Genomic DNA, 16526 nt, shown 5'->3' with positions numbered 1-16526 from the left:
TTGCTTTGTTATGTAGTTGATTAGTCCTTATGATTTTGCTTAAAAACATGGAATAACTTGTACCTTTATCCTTATGACCGACATTCAGAAAAGATTTGATCGTATACTCGCTATTTATATGCATCTGCAGGCAAAGCCTGTGGTAACTGCTGCTGCGTTGGCAGAAAGATATGAAGTAAGCCTACGGACGATCTATCGTGATATCCGATCGCTGATGCAAGCTGGAATCCCTATTTATGGTGAAGCAGGAAATGGCTATTCACTAGTTGAAGGATATAAAATGCCGCCCCTGCAATTTAGCAGGGAGGAGGCATTGAGTTTTGTTGCAGCAGAAAAATTGGTTGAGAAGTATACAGACAAGAATCTCGCCCACCATTTTACGACAGCTATGCTCAAGATGAAGGCTATTTTGAGAGGGAACGAAAAGGAACATGTTGCTTTGTTGGGTGACAATTTTCTCGTTCGAGGCGGCCGCCATCAGTTTAATGAAAAATTGACGCACGGAACCAATACGCTTATCGAGAGTATAGCTGCAAAAAAATGCGTGGAGATTTATTATTCCAAGCCTTCGGATAAGGTACCAGAAAAACGCGAGATCGAAGCAGTTGGTATTTTTGTAGAGAGTAAGTTCTGGTATATACTTGCTTTTTGTAAACTCAGGAAGGACTATAGACAATTTCGTCTGGATCGGATCAGTAATATCCGAATGCTTCCTGACAATTTTGGAAAGGAACATCCCGAGCTTTCTTATTTTCTAAACAAGCGCCATGAAATGCCAACCACGAAAGTGGTAATCCGGGTAGATAGGGAGATGGCGCGGTATATGGAATGGGATCGTCACTATTTCGGGTTTCAGAAAGAGGTGGTGACAGATAATTATGTAGAAATGCATTTTGAAAGCATTAACGTGGAGGGTGGATTCGCACGCTGGTACTTGATGTTTGCTGATAAAGGAAAGATTATCGAGCCGGAATCGCTAAAAGAAACCGTAAAACGATTGCTGGCGGCAGCAATCGAACAGGTTTAATCTGAGGTTAGGGGGGCTTGGGGGGGCGTCGAGAGATTACTAAAAAGAATACTTGTCCGGTGTCTGAATTGAACCCGAACAAGTATTTTTATATGATATAGATTTTAAAATGTCAGTGATAATAATGTGGCAGGTCTCCAATATTATAAAGAGCGTCTTCGACTAGTAATACTAGAATCTCCCATCTCAAATCTAATATCTCTCATCTAACAAGTTAATCCCGCTCCCAAAAAAATGGAGGCTGGATACCCAACAAGCGTAAATAGACAAATCCTTGACCACGGTGGTGGATCTCATTATCGATGAAATAGAATATACTGTGGATGATCGGCGAATTGTATTGTCCGAACAGGTTAAATTCTTCGGAGAAACGTCCTGTTGGAATCTTGTCGAATAATGCACTGATCTGTGGAGTAGCCTCATCCCAGGCCTGTAATAGTTGAGCTTTGCTCGTATAGTTAAACTTCTCATTAAGTTCGCCGCTTTTATTATTGACAATTTCCTGTAACCCTGGGACAGCAATACCCAAAAGCTCTTGGATCATTTCAGCAAATGTCCTCATGCCTTCTACTTTATAATTGAAAAGTGCTTCTTCTGGAAATTTTTCGATCACTTGTCTTGTTAAGTTTCTGTGGCCTAACCAATGTACAAGTAGTTCGTTCTTGGAAATGATTTCTGTTTTCATGATTATCGTATTTAAAGAATTTAAATTTTAGTCTATTCTAAACGTCTTACCTTGTTAAGACATGTCAAAATTAGGTGAACCAATGACAGCTGTATGGCAGTAGGAAAATAGAAATCTTGTTTTTTATTTTTTTCGGAGGGCTATCGTGATCGGGAAAGAGAGCCGTGTGATTGGATGAATACTAACTGGAGATAGAATAAAGTAGAAAATAAAAAAAATAATTCACTAATTATTTGACAGTTATAAAAATGTTTTTAACTTTGCAGTCCCTTAATGGGAATAGTGTGTCTTGAGCGAAGCCCTACTGCTTCGAAGGACTTTTAATTAATTAATTTACAACATGTCAGGTATTATTGGAAAAAAAGTAGGAATGACGAGCCTGTTTAACGCTGATGGGAAAAATATTCCTTGTACAGTGATTCAGGCCGGGCCGTGCGTGGTTACGCAGATACGTACGGAAGAAAAGGATGGCTACTCGGCAATTCAACTTGGTTTCGACGAAGCTAAGGAGAAAAACACGACAGCTCCTTTGAAAGGGCACTTTGCGAAAGCAAACACAACGCCTAAGCGTAAGTTGGTAGAGTTTAAAACTTTTCCAGATGCAAAACAACTTGGTGACGTAGTTGACGTTACACTTTTCGAGGAAGGCGAATTCGTAGATGTAGTTGGTACTTCAAAAGGTAAAGGTTTCCAAGGTGTAATGAAACGTCATGGATTTGGTGGTGTAGGTGGTGCGACTCACGGTCAGCACAATAGATTACGTGCTCCAGGTTCATTAGGTGCTTCATCATGGCCTTCACGTGTATTTAAAGGTATGCGCATGGCTGGTCGTACAGGTGGTGACAGGGTTAAAGTTCAAAACTTACAGGTGTTGAAAGTTTACGCTGAGCAAAACCTTATCGTTGTTAGTGGTTCCATTCCAGGAGCTAAAGGTTCTTATGTAATCGTAGACAAATAGTAGAGATGGAAGTTAAAGTTTTAAATTTATCAGGTAAAGAAACAGGTGCCAAGGTGCAACTTCCTGAGTCGGTATTTGGGTTAGAGCCTAACGATCATGCGATCTATTTGGATGTGAAACAATACTTAGCGAACCAACGCCAAGGAACTCACAAATCTAAACAACGTAATGAAATCGCGGGTTCAACTCGTAAATTACACAAACAAAAAGGTACTGGTGGTGCTCGTGCGGGTTCTATCAAATCTCCATTGTTTAATGGTGGTGGTCGTGTATTCGGTCCTCAACCTCGTGACTACTCGTTCAAATTGAACAAAAAATTGAAACAAGTAGCACGTAAATCAGCGTTGTCTTACAAAGCAAAAGATAATAATATTGTGGTATTGGATGAAGTAAAATTCGATGCTATCAAAACTAAAAACTATGTTGCTTTAATAAATGCGTTGAACGTAGCTGATGAGAAAACATTGTTGGTATTGCCAGCTTACGATGAAATTGTTTATAAATCAAGCAGAAACTTGAAAAAAGCAAAAGTTATTGTTGCTTCTGATTTAAATACATATGATGTATTAAATGCAACAAAATTATTGTTAACGACAGATTCTGTTAAAACTTTGGAGGAAGCATTAGCTAAGTAATATGGAAATTATCAAAAAACCTATCTTGACTGAGAAAGCTTCATTGTTAACGGAAAAATTAAACCGTTACGCTTTCAAAGTAGATCACAGAGCAAACAAAATCCAGATTAAATCAGCTGTTGAAGCTATGTTCGGTGTGACAGTTCTTGCTGTAAACACTGCAGTTGTAGCAGGTAAAGCAAAAAGCCGTTACACAAAAGCAGGTTTCGTATCTGGTAGAGCTCCTAAGTATAAAAAAGCTATCATTACTATTAAAGATGGCGAAACTATTGACTTTTACAGTACTATATAATTTAAGATGGCAGTTAAAAGATTCAAACCGGTAACCCCTGGTACTCGTTTCAGAATAGGCGCAGATTATTCTGATGTTACTACAAACGTTCCTGAAAAATCGTTAGTAGTAAAAATCAACAAGAAATCAGGTGGTCGTAATAACTCCGGTAAAATGACTATGCGTTATCTCGGTGGGGGACATAAAAAAGTATACCGATTAATTGATTTCAAACGCGATAAAAAAGATATCCCTGCAAAAGTAGCTACTATTGAGTACGATCCAAACCGTACTGCTCGTATTGCATTGTTGCACTACGTAGATGGTGAAAAACGCTACATCATTGCTCCAGCTGGTTTAAAAGTTGGTCAAACTGTAGTAGCAGGTGACAAAGTTGCCCCAGAAGTTGGTAATACATTACCATTAGCAAACATTCCATTGGGTTCTATCATCCACAACATTGAATTAAATCCTGGTCAAGGTGGTTCAATTGCTCGTTCGGCTGGTACTTATGCTCAATTGTCTGCTCGTGATGGTAAATATGCCATCATCAAATTGCCTTCAGGCGAAACACGTATGATCTTATTGACTTGTGTTGCTACAATTGGTTCAGTATCGAACCATGAAAGATCTAACCAAGTGTTAGGTAAAGCAGGTCGCAAACGTTGGTTAGGTCGTCGTCCAAGAGTTCGTGGTGTTGCAATGAACCCAGTAGATCACCCAATGGGTGGTGGTGAAGGCCGTACTTCAGGAGGTCACCCACGCTCACGTACAGGTGTATTAGCTAAAGGCTTCAAAACACGTTACAAGAAGAAAACATCGAATCGTTACATCATTGAGAGAAGGAAAAAATAATGGCTCGTTCAATTAAAAAAGGTCCTTATATCGATCACAACTTAGAAAGAAAAGTTCTTTCTATGAATGAAACTAACAAAAAGTCAGTTATCAAAACATGGTCTCGTAGATCAATGATTTCACCTGATTTTGTTGGCCATACCTTCGCAGTGCACAACGGGAATAAATTTATCCCTGTTTATGTAACAGAAAATATGGTAGGTCACAAGCTTGGTGAATTCGCGCCTACGCGTACATTCAGAGGCCACGCAGAAAAGAAAAAATAATAGGTAATGGAAGCAACAAAAAAACTTAAAAAGTCTGTCTTAATTAGACAACGCAAAGAGCAAGAGAAAGCTCAACAAGGTGGAGCTTCGGATGCCAAATTATTGAACTGCCCTACTTCGCCTCGTAAGATGCGTTTAGTGGTAGACTTAATTCGTGGCCAGCGTGTTGAAAATGCATTATACATTTTGAAACACTCTAGTAAAGAAGCTGCTGCTCGTGTAGAAAAATTATTATTATCTGCAATCAAAAACTGGGAAGCCAAAAACGAAGGTAAATCAGTGGAAGAAAGCGAACTTATTGTAAAAGAAGTATCAGTAGGTGGAGGTCGTCAATTGAAAAGATTGCGCCCAGCTCCTCAAGGTCGCGGATACAGAGTTCGTAAACGTTCAAATCACGTTACGTTGGTAGTTGATAGCAAATTAAACGTTGAACAAAACTAATTTATTGAGAAATGGGACAAAAAGCAAATCCAATAGGTAGCAGATTAGGAATCATCAAAGGTTGGGATTCTAACTGGTTCGGAGGTAAAAACTATTCCGATAAATTAGTTGAAGACGAAAAAATCAGAAAATATCTTTCTGTTCGTATCGCAAAAGGTGGTGTAGCTAAAGTTGTTATCGAAAGAACTTTAAAACGTATCACTGTTACAATTCACACTGCTCGTCCAGGTATCGTTATCGGAAAAGGTGGTCAAGAGGTTGACAAAATCAAAGAAGAGTTGAAAAAACTGACTAAAAAGGATGTTCAAATCAACATTTTCGAGATCAAACGCCCTGAGTTAGATGCTAAGTTAGTAGCTGAAGGTGTCGCTAAGCAATTAGAGGCGCGTATTTCATTCCGTCGTGCAATGAAAACTTCAATCGCTTCTACCATGCGTATGGGTGCAGAAGGTATCAAAATCATGTGTTCTGGTCGTTTAGGTGGTGCTGAAATGGCGCGTACTGAACAATACAAGGAAGGAAGAACTCCTTTACACACATTGCGTGCTGATATCGACTACGCTTTAGCTGAAGCATTGACTACATACGGTAAAATTGGTATCAAAGTTTGGATCTGTAAAGGTGAGGTTTACGGTAAACGTGACTTATCTCCAAACATTGGTCAAGCATCTGGTGTAAAATCACGTGGCAACCACGAAGGTGGTGGCGAACGTCGTGACAACCGTAACAAAGGTGGTCGCGGTGGAAACAGTCGTGGTGGAAACAACCGTGGTGGAAATAACCGTGGTCCGAAAAAAGATTAATAGAGTTTATTTAGATTACAACAAAAACCTGCTGAGGAAGCAGATTTAAAAAGTATACGAACATGTTACAGCCAAAAAGAACGAAGTTCAGAAAGATGCAGAAAGGCCGCATGAAAGGTAACGCTTCTCGTGGAGCGGAGTTAGCTTTCGGTTCTTTCGGTATCAAAACAATGGAGCAAGCATGGATCACTAGTCGTCAAATCGAGGCAGCTCGTATTGCGGTTACACGTTATATGAAACGTGAAGGTCAAGTTTGGATTCGTATTTTCCCTGACAAACCTGTTACGAAAAAACCTGCAGAGGTACGTATGGGTAAAGGTAAGGGTGCTCCAGAATACTGGGTAGCAGTAGTACGCCCAGGCCGTATGTTATTTGAAGCAGAAGGTGTGCCTTTGGAAATTGCCAAAGAAGCTTTACGCCTTGCAGCTCAAAAACTTCCGGTTCAAACTAAGTTTGTGATTCGTAGAGACTACGTTGAAGCATAAAAATCTTGGTAATGTCATCATTTAAGCGTTAGGGCCGTTACCCCTAACGCTATATATAAACGGATGATAACCCAAATAACAACTGAAAAAACATGAAAAATTCAGAAATTTTAGAATTATCTAATGAGGACCTTGCAGCTCGTCTAGTCGAGGAGAAAACGGCCCTTACAAAATTGAAATTTGCACATGCTGTTTCAGCTATTGAGAACCCTAACGTGATCAAAGCAGCACGCAGAGCTATCGCTCGTATTAGTACGGAGATCAGTGCACGCAAAGCTGCAGCTAAAAATGAAACAGCCTCTGAGGCATAAAATTAAGTCGAAATGGAAAGAAATTTAAGAAAAACAAGAATCGGCTTAGTAGTTAGCAACAAAATGGACAAGTCTATCGTGGTAACTGTTGAACGTAAAGTTAAACACCCTATCTATGGTAAGTTCGTTAAAAAAACTACTAAATTTAAAGCTCATGACGAAACTAATACCTGCGGTATCGGCGATACGGTATTAATCATGGAAACTCGTCCGCTGAGTAAAACAAAAAACTGGAGATTAGTTGAAATTATAGAAAGAGCTAAATAACATGGTACAACAAGAATCAAGACTTAATGTAGCTGACAATAGCGGTGCTAAAGAAGTTTTAGTAATCCGTGTATTGGGCGGTACGCGTAAGCGTTATGCATCAATCGGAGATAAGATTGTTGTATCAGTGAAAAGCGCTATGCCTTCAGGAAACGTGAAAAAAGGTTCCGTTTCTAAAGCAGTAGTAGTTAGAACGAAGAAAGAAATCCGTCGTAAAGATGGTTCTTATATCCGTTTTGATGACAACGCCGCTGTATTATTAAATAATAATGATGAGCCACGTGGCTCACGTATCTTTGGCCCTGTTGCCAGAGAATTGCGTGAGAAACAGTTCATGAAAATTGTATCACTAGCACCGGAGGTTTTATAATTATGGCAATCAAGAAAACAAAAACGACTACGCACAAAATCAAAATTAAAAAAGGTGATTTAGTGAAAGTTATCGCTGGTAACTCTAAAGGTGTTCAAGGAAAAGTATTAACTGTTTTAGTGGATAAAAATAGAGCTATCGTTGAAGGCGCTAACATCGTAAAAAAACACACTAAACCAAGTGCAGCTAATCCTAATGGTGGTATCATTGAGAAAGAAGCTGGTATTCACATCTCTAATTTAGCTGTTATCGATCCTAAAACGGGTGAAACTACTCGCGTAGGTCGTAAGTTAAATGCAGATGGTAAATTAGTTCGTTACGCTAAAAAATCAGGGGAGGAAATTAAATAATGACTTACGTACCAAGATTAAAAGTGAAATATGCGGAGGAAATCCGTAAAGCACTTCAAGAAAAATTTCAGTATAAAAGTATTATGCAGGTTCCTAAACTTGAGAAAATCGTTGTTTCACAAGGCGTAGGGGCTGCAACAGCTGACAAAAAATTAATCGATAATGCTATCGCTGAATTGACTTTAATTACAGGTCAACAAGCTGTTGCTACAAAATCGAAAAAAGATATTTCAAACTTTAAATTGCGTAAAGGCATGCCTGTAGGGGCACGCGTTACTTTACGTGACAACAACATGTTTGAATTCTTGGATCGTTTGGTAGCAGTATCGCTTCCACGTATTCGTGACTTCCGCGGTATCAACGATAAAGGTTTTGACGGACGTGGTAACTATAACTTAGGTATCACTGAACAAATCATTTTCCCTGAGATCAACATTGATAAAATCAACAAGATCCAAGGTATGGATATCACTTTTGTGACTTCTGCTCAAAATGATGTTGAGGCTTTAGAATTGTTGAAACAGTTCGGTTTACCATTTAAAAATCAAAATACTAATAACAATGGCTAAGGAAGGATTAAAAGCACGCGAAGTAAAACGCGCTAAATTGGTAGCTAAATATGCGGCAAAACGTGCAGAATTAAAAGCTGCTGGTGATTACGTTGCATTAGATAAATTACCTAAAAATGCTTCTCCGGTACGTTTACACAACCGTTGTAAATTGACTGGCCGTCCTAAAGGATATATGCGTCAATTCGGTATCTCTCGTGTAACTTTCCGTGAGATGGCTTTAGATGGCAAGATCCCAGGGGTGAAAAAAGCTTCTTGGTAATTAAAAAAAAATACTTAATTTTGCCCGGGCAATTCTACTGAGGATTGCCGGGGTTTTTGCATTTTAAAATTGTTTAACAGATAGAAGGTCCCATACCAATGGTTGGGAGGGAAACCGCTGTCGCAAATTTTCATATATAATGACTACAGATCCAATTGCGGATTACCTTACACGAGTAAGGAATGCCATCAAGGCCAACCACAGGGTTGTTGAAATTCCTGCATCGAACCTAAAAAAAGAAATCACTAAAGTTCTTTTTGATAAAGGTTACATTGCTAATTACAAATTCGATGAGAATGGCGTACAGGGTACGATCAAAATCGCATTGAAATATAATCCAATTAGCAAAATTCCGGCTATTCGTACGTTGACGCGTGTGAGTAAACCTGGTTTAAGAAAGTATGCAAGCGTTGATACTATGCCTCGTGTTTTGAATGGTTTAGGTATTGCTATCTTGTCAACATCGAAAGGTGTAATGACAGATAAAGAAGCTAGACTTCAAAATGTTGGTGGTGAAGTTTTATGTTACGTTTATTAATCTAGGTAAAAACACGAAGAAATGTCAAGAATTGGAAAAGCGCCTATCGCTATCCCTGCAGGGGTAACTGTTACTATTTCGGACAAAAACTTAGTTTCAGTAAAAGGTCCTAAAGGCGAATTAACACAACAAGTTGACCGTGACATCACGATTGCGCAAGAAGAAGGCAATATCGTAGTTACGCGTCCAACTGATCAAAAGAAACACAAAGCATTACACGGTCTATACCGTTCCCTGTTGAACAACATGGTTCAAGGTGTGACTGAAGGTTACAAAACTACTCAAGAGTTAGTTGGTGTAGGTTACCGTGCAACAAGTACAGGTAATGTATTAGAGTTAACTTTAGGTTTCTCTCACCAGATTGTTTTTGTATTGCCAAAAGAGGTTAAAGTATCAACTACTGCTGAAAAAGGTAAAAATCCTACAATTACTTTAGAATGTGCTGACAAACAATTGATCGGTCAGGTAGCGGCTAAAATCCGTGGCTTCCGTAAACCAGAACCTTACAAAGGAAAAGGTATCAAGTTTGAAGGTGAAGTATTGAGAAGAAAAGCAGGTAAATCAGCTAAAAAATAATAATCATGGCAGGACAAAAAGCATCTCGTAGAGAGAGAATCAAAAAAGGAATCAGAAAAAACCTTGCTGGAACGTCTGAACGTCCACGTTTATCGGTTTTTAGAAGTAACAAAGGTATCTATGCGCAAATCATTGACGACAATGCAGGTAAAACATTAGTTGCTGCATCTAGTTTGTCAAAAGAATTTGTTGCATCCGGTAACAAAGTTGATCAGTCTAAAGCTGTCGGTAAATTAGTTGCTGAGAAAGCAGTAGCAGCAGGTATTAATAAAGTAGTTTTTGACCGTAATGGGTACTTATACCATGGCCGTATCAAATCTTTGGCTGAAGGTGCTCGCGAAGGCGGTTTAGACTTTTAATCATAGAAAGAAATGGCATTAAGCAATATAAAAAGAGTGAAATCAAGCGAAATTGAATTAAAAGATCGCTTAGTAAGTATCCAACGTGTAGCTAAAGTTACTAAAGGTGGTCGTACTTTCAGCTTCTCTGCAATTGTTGTAGTAGGTGATGAAAACGGTATTGTTGGTTACGGTTTAGGTAAAGCTAAAGAGGTAACTGAAGCAATCACTAAAGGTATCGACGACGCAAAGAAAAATTTGGTAAAAGTTCCTGTAATCAAAGGTACTGTTCCTCACGCACAATATGGTAAATATTCTGGTGGTTCAGTTTTGATTAAACCAGCTGTTGGTGGTACAGGAGTTTTGGCAGGTGGTGCAATGCGTGCAGTATTGGAGTCTGCTGGTATCAAAGACGTATTGGCTAAATCATTAGGTTCTTCTAACCCACACAACGTGGTAAAAGCAACTGTAACTGCTTTAGCAAACATGCGTGATGCATATACAGTAGCACAACACCGCGGTGTCGATTTGAATAAAGTATTTAACGGTTAATTATCATGGCAAAAATCAAAATCACCCAGATAAAGAGCGTTATCGACAGAAGCGAGCGCCAAAAGAAAACTATTGAGGCATTAGGTTTGAAAAGAATCAACCACTCAGTAGAAGTTGAAGCTACTCCATCTATTATTGGAATGGTACGTAAAGTAAACCATTTAGTAGCTATCGAAACTATTTAATATTAGCATATGGAAAGGGTCTTTGGGCTCTTTCCATTACTTGTTATTAATAATAATTATTTTTTAATCGCTAGTACCTGTTTAGTGAGAGCGAAGGGCTAGCACAATTTAGTTTAAAAATGAACTTAAGTAATTTAAAACCTGCAAAAGGTGCAGTAAAAGGTAGCAAACGTATCGGTCGTGGTACTGGTTCTGGTCGCGGTGGTACTTCTACACGTGGTCACAAAGGTGCTGGTTCCCGTTCAGGTCACTCTACGAAAATCGGTTTCGAAGGTGGTCAAATGCCTTTGCAACGTCGTGTACCTAAATTTGGTTTCAAAAACATCAACCGCGTTGAGTACAATGGTGTCAACTTGGATACTTTACAAGCGTTGATCGAGAAATTCAATTTGACAACTGTAGATTTCGATGCATTGAAAGCTCATGGATTAGTGTCTAAAAATGACAAAGTAAAAATCTTGGGTCGCGGTGAATTGAAAGCTAAAGTTGAAGTAACAGCGCACGCGTTTACTGCTTCTGCTCAAAAAGCTATCGAAGCTGCAGGCGGTTCTATCGTTAAAATTTAATAAATGAAGAAACTAATCACAACCTTAACCAATATTTGGAAAATCGATGATTTACGTACGCGTATTTTAAATACCTTACTTTTTCTTTTGATTTACCGTATTGGATGTCACGTGGTATTACCAGGTGTAAATCCTCACGCTTTGGCTTCTGGTCAAAAGGAGGGTTTATTAGGCTTATTAGATATGTTTGCGGGAGGCTCGTTCTCTCGTTCAGCTATCTTTGCTTTGGGGGTAATGCCATATATCTCGGCATCCATTGTTGTTCAATTGTTGGGCATCGCGGTTCCTTACTTCCAAAAGATGCAGAAAGAAGGGGAAAGTGGTCGTCAAAAAATGAATCAAATTACTCGCTATTTAACATTAGGGATTACTTTGCTTCAGGCTTTTGCTTATGTACGTACTCAAATCGAGCCAAGTGCTAAGACAATCGCGGACCCATTATTCACTATTCTAACTGCCATAGTTTTGACAGGCGGTACTTTATTTGTGATGTGGTTAGGGGAAAAAATTACGGATAAAGGTATCGGTAATGGTATTTCTTTGATCATTATGACAGGTATTATCGCTCAATTGCCAAGTGGTATCACTGCGGAATGGGTTTCTAGAATGGCGAAAGGTGGTGGTGGTCCAATTCCATTGTTGCTTGAATTTGTGGCTTTGTTCTTCGTTGTGATCTTTACGATCTTGATCGTACAAGGGGTTCGTAAGATCCCTGTACAATACGCGAAGAAAATTGTTGGAAACAAGCAAGTCGGTGGAGTACGTCAGTATATACCGTTAAAGGTAAATGCTGCAGGTGTAATGCCGATCATTTTTGCACAGGCAATCATGTTTGTGCCAATGAGTTTAGGACAGTTCTTTCCAAATCTTCAGTCGGAGTTTTTGACTTCGTTGAGTAACTATACTTCTGTAGCGTATAACGTGACTTTTGCGGTGTTAATTATCGCATTTACGTTCTTCTATACAGCGATCATGGTTAATCCGCAACAGATGTCAGATGACATGAAGAAAAACGGAGGTTTTGTCCCAGGTATTAAACCGGGATTGGAAACTAGTAATTTTATAGACCGCGTAATATCAAATATTACATTTCCAGGTGCAATTTTCTTAGCGATCATTGCTATTCTACCTGCTATTGCAAGTTTGTTTGGTATTAATAATCAATTTGCACACTTCTATGGAGGTACGTCATTATTGATTTTAGTAGGTGTGGTGTTGGATACTTTGCAACAGATCGAATCTCATTTGTTGATGCGTCATTATGATGGATTAATGAAAACAGGTCGTATTAAAGGTCGTTCGGCCGCGTCTGTTGAGGGAATGGATCATTCGGCAATTTAATTTCTTTAGATGTCTAAAGTATTTTATAAGTCAGCAGATGATATAGAGCAATTGCGAAAGTCAGCAGATGTGCTTTCGCAATTGCTTGGTGAAATCGCAAAAGTGATTAAACCTGGGGTAAAAACTATATCTCTTGATAAATTAGCTTATGAGTATATCCATGATAATGGAGGGACGCCAGCGTTCTTAAACTATCAAGGATTTCCATACTCTTTGTGCATCTCTGTCAACGATCAGATTGTACATGGTTTTCCTAGCGATTATGAAATTAAAGATGGTGATCTTGTTTCAGTCGATGGGGGTGTCAATTTGAATGGGTTTATTAGTGATTCGGCCTACACCTTTGGTGTTGGTGAAATTTCTGAGGAAGCGCAGTTGTTGTTGGATGTAACAAAGGAATCATTGTACAAAGGTGTTGAACAGGCTGTGGCCGGTAAACGTGTTGGGGATATCTCCTCCGCGGTTCAAGAGTACGTGAGCAAGTTCGGTTTCGGAATTGTACGCGAACTGGTAGGGCATGGAGTTGGATATCATTTACATGAAAAGCCAGAGGTTCCGAATTATGGGAAACGTGGTGCAGGTCCGAAATTGGAAGAAGGTTTGGTCATTTGTATCGAACCCATGATCAATGCGGGACGCGCAGGTGTTCGTTTTTGGGACGATGGTTGGACAGTAAGTACAGTAGATGGGAAGTTATCGGCGCACTTCGAACAAATGGTTGCAATCCGAAAAGGTGAGCCAGATGTGTTGCTGACATTCGAACATGTGGAGAAAGTTTTGAACAAAAAGTAGTTGGTTTTCAATTATTTTTATTTATCTTTGCACTCCTGTTCGCAGGCTTTTAAATTAAATTTAATCGAGAATATATGGCTAAACAAGCCTCAATAGAACAAGACGGTATAATTAGAGAGGCACTTTCTAATGCTATGTTTAGGGTAGAATTGGAAAATGGGCATGAAATCATTGCTCATATTTCTGGTAAAATGCGTATGCACTATATCAAAATTTTACCTGGGGATAAAGTTAAATTGGAAATGTCTCCGTATGATTTGACTAAAGGAAGGATTACTTATCGCTATAAATAGTCGTAAGCCTTTTAACTAGCGCAAGCTTTTGAAAAAATAAATATCATGAAAGTAAGAGCATCAATTAAAAAACGTAGCGCGGACTGTAAGATCATCCGTCGTAAAGGTAAAGTTTTTGTAATCAACAAAAAGAATCCTAAGTTTAAACAACGTCAGGGTTAATTCATTAAAAATAATAGCTTAATATTATATGGCAAGGATAGCAGGTATTGATTTACCTAAAAACAAAAGAGGTGTGATCGGCCTTACCTATATTTTTGGTATCGGTCGTACAAGAGCTCAATATATCTTGGAAAAAGCTGGTATCAGCGAAGATGTGAAGGTACAAGAGTGGAATGATGAGCAGTTGGCAGCAATTCGTAGCATCATCAATGATGAATTGAAAGTAGAAGGTTCATTGCGTTCAGAAATCCAATTGAACATCAAGCGTTTGATGGATATCGGTTGTTACCGTGGATTACGTCACCGTAAACACTTACCAGTTCGTGGTCAACGTACTAAAAACAACTCACGTACTCGTAAAGGTAAACGTAAGACAGTTGCAAACAAGAAAAAAGCTACTAAATAATAAATAAGAAATGGCTAAAACTAAAAAAGCTGCAAAAAAGCGTATCGTTGTTATCGAACCTATAGGTCAGGCTCACATTAACGCAACGTTTAACAATATCATTGTAACTTTGACTAATAATCAAGGACAAACTATTTCTTGGTCTAGTGCTGGTAAAATGGGTTTCCGTGGTTCTAAAAAGAACACTCCATATGCTGCTGGTCAGGCTGCACAAGACTGTGGAAAAGTTGCTCATGACTTGGGTTTACGCAAAGTTGAAGTGTTTGTTAAAGGACCTGGTGCTGGTCGTGAATCTGCAATCAGAACATTACAGACTGTAGGAATCGATGTGACTACTATTAAAGACATTACACCACTTCCTCACAACGGTTGTCGTCCTCCAAAACGCAGAAGAGTTTAATTGATTTAAAGATAAGATTCATTGGCTATAGGCTGATAGATACTTTAATTGTAAAAGAAAATGGCTAGATATACAGGACCTAAGTCCAAAATTGCCCGTAAATTTAGAGAGCCGATCTTCGGCCCTGATAAAGCGTTAGAAAAGAAAAATTACCCTCCTGGACAACATGGAGCTTCTAAACGCAGAGGTAAACAATCTGAATATGCTATTCAGTTGTTAGAAAAACAAAAAGCGAAATACACTTATGGTGTACTAGAGCGTCAATTCGCTAACTTATTTGTTAAAGCTTCCTCTAAACAAGGTATTACAGGTGAGATCTTCTTGAAATTATTAGAAGCTCGCTTGGATAACGTAGTTTACCGCTTAGGTATCGCTACTTCTCGTGCTGCTGCTCGTCAGTTAGTATCTCATAAACACATTACTGTTAACGGAAGTGTTGTTAACATTCCATCATATAGCTTGCGTCCAGGTGACGTTGTAGCAGTTCGTGAACGTTCTCAAACTCTTGAAGCCATCACAAATTCAGTTGCAGGCCGTACTGTAAATAAATTTTCTTGGTTAGAGTGGAATGCGAAAGAATTGACAGGTACTTTCTTAAGCTATCCAGAAAGATCTGATATTCCTGAAAACATTAAAGAGAACTTAATCGTTGAGTTATACTCTAAATAATAAATAAAATAGAAGTATGCATAGTCCAATTTTGGGGTATGCATCTTTCTGTTGTATTACAATTATTATTACAAATAAAACATTAAAAGAAAATAAATGGCAATTTTAGCATTTCAAAGACCGGATAAAGTTATCATGCAGAAATCTACGGATTTTGATGGTACGTTTGAATTTCGTCCATTGGAGCCTGGTTTTGGTGTAACCATTGGTAATGCTTTGCGCCGTATTCTATTGTCCTCGTTAGAAGGATATGCAATTACGTCGATAAGGTTTTCTGGCGTTTCGCACGAATTTTCAACGATCAAAGGTGTTGTTGAAGACGTAACTGAAATTATCTTGAACTTGAAACAGATCCGTTTCAAAAAAACAGGTGAGATTGGCGACAACGAAAAGGTATTTGTAGTAATCAATGGTCAAGAACAATTCTTAGCTGGTGATATCACAAAATTCTCTAATAACTTTACTGTCTTAAATCCGGACTTAGTAATCTGTAATATGGATAACGCAGTGACAATTGAGTTGGAATTGAGTATTGCTAAAGGTCGTGGATATGTAAATGCGGACGAGAATAAAGTGACTGATGCGCCAGTAGGTGTTATCGCTATCGATTCGATCTTTACTCCGATCAAGAATGTTAAATATACCATTGAGAATTACCGTGTAGAGCAAAAAACTGACTACGAGAAATTGTTGTTGGATATCTCTACAGATGGCTCAATTCACCCCGAGGAAGCTTTGAAAGAGGCTGCTAAGATCTTAATTCAACACTTCATTTTATTCTCTGATGAGAATATGCTTCTTGAGTCACAAACGAAGGAAGAAACCAAAGTTGTAGATGAAGAAATTTTGCATATGCGTAAGATTTTGAAAACGGAATTAGTAGACCTTGATCTTTCAGTGCGTGCATTGAATTGTTTGAAAGCTGCTGATATTCGCACATTGGCTGAGTTGGTAACTTACGATGTAGCTGATATGTTGAAATTCAGAAACTTCGGTAAAAAATCGTTAAGTGAAATTCAAGAATTGGTTAAATCGAAAGGTTTGTCATTTGGAATGAACTTAGCAAAATATAAATTAGACGAAGAATAATAATTTATTAAGCGACCACTAGTCGTAATTCCTTTTGGCTGTCTGAATAGGTGATGTTCACCTA

30 protein-coding genes are annotated in these 16526 nt (G+C 38.6%); 29 read left to right on the top strand and 1 reads right to left on the bottom strand.

Annotated features, from left to right (window positions below; genetic code table 11):
* Positions 1–73: 73 nt before the first annotated feature.
* Positions 74–1027, top strand: a complete 954-nt coding sequence (locus HPC41_RS01815) for a helix-turn-helix transcriptional regulator (RefSeq protein ID WP_172392285.1) — start codon at positions 74–76, stop codon at positions 1025–1027.
* A 214-nt stretch (positions 1028–1241) separates the two neighbouring features.
* Here HPC41_RS01815 and HPC41_RS01810 read toward each other — a convergent pair whose 3' ends face one another.
* Positions 1242–1712 carry a DinB family protein gene (locus HPC41_RS01810; RefSeq protein ID WP_172392284.1) on the bottom strand — a complete coding sequence of 157 codons (471 nt, stop codon included), beginning with the start codon at positions 1710–1712 and terminating at the stop codon, positions 1242–1244.
* Between the two features lie 340 nt (positions 1713–2052).
* Between HPC41_RS01810 and rplC the strand changes: the two genes are divergently transcribed.
* The 28 genes from rplC to HPC41_RS01670 all read left to right on the top strand — a co-directional run bounded on the left by rplC (position 2053) and on the right by HPC41_RS01670 (position 16462).
* Positions 2053–2670, top strand: coding sequence for a 50S ribosomal protein L3 (gene rplC / locus HPC41_RS01805; RefSeq protein WP_104385215.1), 618 nt, complete (start codon positions 2053–2055; stop codon positions 2668–2670).
* Between the two features lie 5 nt (positions 2671–2675).
* Positions 2676–3305: a 50S ribosomal protein L4 gene (gene rplD, locus HPC41_RS01800; protein WP_070570413.1), complete on the top strand. Its 630-nt coding sequence runs from the start codon at positions 2676–2678 to the stop codon at positions 3303–3305.
* Position 3306: 1 nt separating this feature from the next.
* A complete protein-coding gene (gene rplW / locus HPC41_RS01795; protein ID WP_120261737.1) occupies positions 3307–3597 on the top strand; it encodes a 50S ribosomal protein L23 in 291 nt (96 codons plus the stop codon).
* Positions 3598–3603: 6 nt separating this feature from the next.
* Positions 3604–4431: a 50S ribosomal protein L2 gene (gene rplB / locus HPC41_RS01790; protein ID WP_172392283.1), complete on the top strand. Its 828-nt coding sequence runs from the start codon at positions 3604–3606 to the stop codon at positions 4429–4431.
* Positions 4431–4697 carry a 30S ribosomal protein S19 gene (rpsS, locus tag HPC41_RS01785; protein WP_002997495.1) on the top strand — a complete coding sequence of 89 codons (267 nt, stop codon included), beginning with the start codon at positions 4431–4433 and terminating at the stop codon, positions 4695–4697. Before rplB ends, rpsS begins: the two co-directional genes overlap by 1 nt.
* Before the next feature lie 6 nt (positions 4698–4703).
* A complete protein-coding gene (rplV, locus tag HPC41_RS01780) occupies positions 4704–5138 on the top strand; it encodes a 50S ribosomal protein L22 (RefSeq protein WP_077438121.1) in 435 nt (144 codons plus the stop codon).
* Between the two features lie 11 nt (positions 5139–5149).
* The gene (rpsC, locus tag HPC41_RS01775) at positions 5150–5941 is read left to right on the top strand and encodes a 30S ribosomal protein S3 (protein WP_108636201.1); all 792 of its coding nucleotides are present in this window, start codon (positions 5150–5152) and stop codon (positions 5939–5941) included.
* 62 nt (positions 5942–6003) lie between these two features.
* Positions 6004–6426 carry a 50S ribosomal protein L16 gene (gene rplP, locus HPC41_RS01770; protein ID WP_046674870.1) on the top strand — a complete coding sequence of 141 codons (423 nt, stop codon included), beginning with the start codon at positions 6004–6006 and terminating at the stop codon, positions 6424–6426.
* A 92-nt stretch (positions 6427–6518) separates the two neighbouring features.
* Positions 6519–6737, top strand: coding sequence for a 50S ribosomal protein L29 (gene rpmC, locus HPC41_RS01765; RefSeq protein WP_108636200.1), 219 nt, complete (start codon positions 6519–6521; stop codon positions 6735–6737).
* A 12-nt stretch (positions 6738–6749) separates the two neighbouring features.
* On the top strand, positions 6750–7004 hold the full coding sequence (gene rpsQ / locus HPC41_RS01760; protein ID WP_153844936.1) for a 30S ribosomal protein S17: 255 nt from the start codon (positions 6750–6752) through the stop codon (positions 7002–7004).
* A gap of 1 nt (position 7005) precedes the next feature.
* On the top strand, positions 7006–7374 hold the full coding sequence (rplN, locus tag HPC41_RS01755; RefSeq protein WP_104385212.1) for a 50S ribosomal protein L14: 369 nt from the start codon (positions 7006–7008) through the stop codon (positions 7372–7374).
* 2 nt (positions 7375–7376) lie between these two features.
* Positions 7377–7724 (top strand): 50S ribosomal protein L24, encoded by a 348-nt coding sequence (gene rplX, locus HPC41_RS01750; RefSeq protein WP_104385211.1) that lies wholly within the window; start codon positions 7377–7379, stop codon positions 7722–7724.
* Positions 7724–8293 (top strand): 50S ribosomal protein L5, encoded by a 570-nt coding sequence (gene rplE / locus HPC41_RS01745; RefSeq protein WP_046674875.1) that lies wholly within the window; start codon positions 7724–7726, stop codon positions 8291–8293. The genes rplX and rplE overlap by 1 nt, the downstream gene beginning before the upstream one ends.
* A complete protein-coding gene (rpsN, locus tag HPC41_RS01740; RefSeq protein WP_028071569.1) occupies positions 8286–8555 on the top strand; it encodes a 30S ribosomal protein S14 in 270 nt (89 codons plus the stop codon). The genes rplE and rpsN overlap by 8 nt, the downstream gene beginning before the upstream one ends.
* Before the next feature lie 139 nt (positions 8556–8694).
* Complete coding sequence (gene rpsH, locus HPC41_RS01735; RefSeq protein WP_046674876.1) at positions 8695–9093, top strand: 30S ribosomal protein S8; 399 nt, start codon at positions 8695–8697, stop codon at positions 9091–9093.
* A gap of 21 nt (positions 9094–9114) precedes the next feature.
* Positions 9115–9669 (top strand): 50S ribosomal protein L6, encoded by a 555-nt coding sequence (gene rplF, locus HPC41_RS01730; protein WP_172392282.1) that lies wholly within the window; start codon positions 9115–9117, stop codon positions 9667–9669.
* Between the two features lie 5 nt (positions 9670–9674).
* On the top strand, positions 9675–10028 hold the full coding sequence (rplR, locus tag HPC41_RS01725; protein WP_088160091.1) for a 50S ribosomal protein L18: 354 nt from the start codon (positions 9675–9677) through the stop codon (positions 10026–10028).
* A 12-nt stretch (positions 10029–10040) separates the two neighbouring features.
* Complete coding sequence (gene rpsE / locus HPC41_RS01720) at positions 10041–10559, top strand: 30S ribosomal protein S5 (protein ID WP_104385209.1); 519 nt, start codon at positions 10041–10043, stop codon at positions 10557–10559.
* A 5-nt stretch (positions 10560–10564) separates the two neighbouring features.
* Entirely contained in the window at positions 10565–10744 is a 180-nt protein-coding gene (gene rpmD, locus HPC41_RS01715) for a 50S ribosomal protein L30 (RefSeq protein WP_046674880.1), read from the top strand.
* A gap of 119 nt (positions 10745–10863) precedes the next feature.
* Positions 10864–11310 carry a 50S ribosomal protein L15 gene (rplO, locus tag HPC41_RS01710; RefSeq protein ID WP_104385208.1) on the top strand — a complete coding sequence of 149 codons (447 nt, stop codon included), beginning with the start codon at positions 10864–10866 and terminating at the stop codon, positions 11308–11310.
* A gap of 3 nt (positions 11311–11313) precedes the next feature.
* Positions 11314–12651 carry a preprotein translocase subunit SecY gene (secY, locus tag HPC41_RS01705; protein ID WP_046674882.1) on the top strand — a complete coding sequence of 446 codons (1338 nt, stop codon included), beginning with the start codon at positions 11314–11316 and terminating at the stop codon, positions 12649–12651.
* A 9-nt stretch (positions 12652–12660) separates the two neighbouring features.
* Positions 12661–13443 carry a type I methionyl aminopeptidase gene (gene map / locus HPC41_RS01700; RefSeq protein WP_172392281.1) on the top strand — a complete coding sequence of 261 codons (783 nt, stop codon included), beginning with the start codon at positions 12661–12663 and terminating at the stop codon, positions 13441–13443.
* Between the two features lie 74 nt (positions 13444–13517).
* Entirely contained in the window at positions 13518–13736 is a 219-nt protein-coding gene (gene infA / locus HPC41_RS01695; RefSeq protein ID WP_002997456.1) for a translation initiation factor IF-1, read from the top strand.
* Positions 13737–13781: 45 nt separating this feature from the next.
* Positions 13782–13898: a type B 50S ribosomal protein L36 gene (ykgO, locus tag HPC41_RS01690; protein WP_013665024.1), complete on the top strand. Its 117-nt coding sequence runs from the start codon at positions 13782–13784 to the stop codon at positions 13896–13898.
* 28 nt (positions 13899–13926) lie between these two features.
* On the top strand, positions 13927–14304 hold the full coding sequence (rpsM, locus tag HPC41_RS01685) for a 30S ribosomal protein S13 (RefSeq protein WP_108636195.1): 378 nt from the start codon (positions 13927–13929) through the stop codon (positions 14302–14304).
* 10 nt (positions 14305–14314) lie between these two features.
* Positions 14315–14704: a 30S ribosomal protein S11 gene (gene rpsK / locus HPC41_RS01680; protein WP_108636194.1), complete on the top strand. Its 390-nt coding sequence runs from the start codon at positions 14315–14317 to the stop codon at positions 14702–14704.
* A 60-nt stretch (positions 14705–14764) separates the two neighbouring features.
* The gene (gene rpsD / locus HPC41_RS01675) at positions 14765–15373 is read left to right on the top strand and encodes a 30S ribosomal protein S4 (protein ID WP_108636193.1); all 609 of its coding nucleotides are present in this window, start codon (positions 14765–14767) and stop codon (positions 15371–15373) included.
* Between the two features lie 96 nt (positions 15374–15469).
* A complete protein-coding gene (locus HPC41_RS01670) occupies positions 15470–16462 on the top strand; it encodes a DNA-directed RNA polymerase subunit alpha (RefSeq protein WP_077438111.1) in 993 nt (330 codons plus the stop codon).
* Positions 16463–16526: the final 64 nt, after the last annotated feature.

Origin of the sequence: Sphingobacterium prati (assembly GCF_013167215.1) — a bacterium.
Classification (GTDB): Bacteria; Bacteroidota; Bacteroidia; order Sphingobacteriales; family Sphingobacteriaceae; genus Sphingobacterium; species Sphingobacterium prati.
Note: the sequence above shows the minus strand (reverse complement) of the source record. Positions and strands in the feature narration are given on the sequence as shown.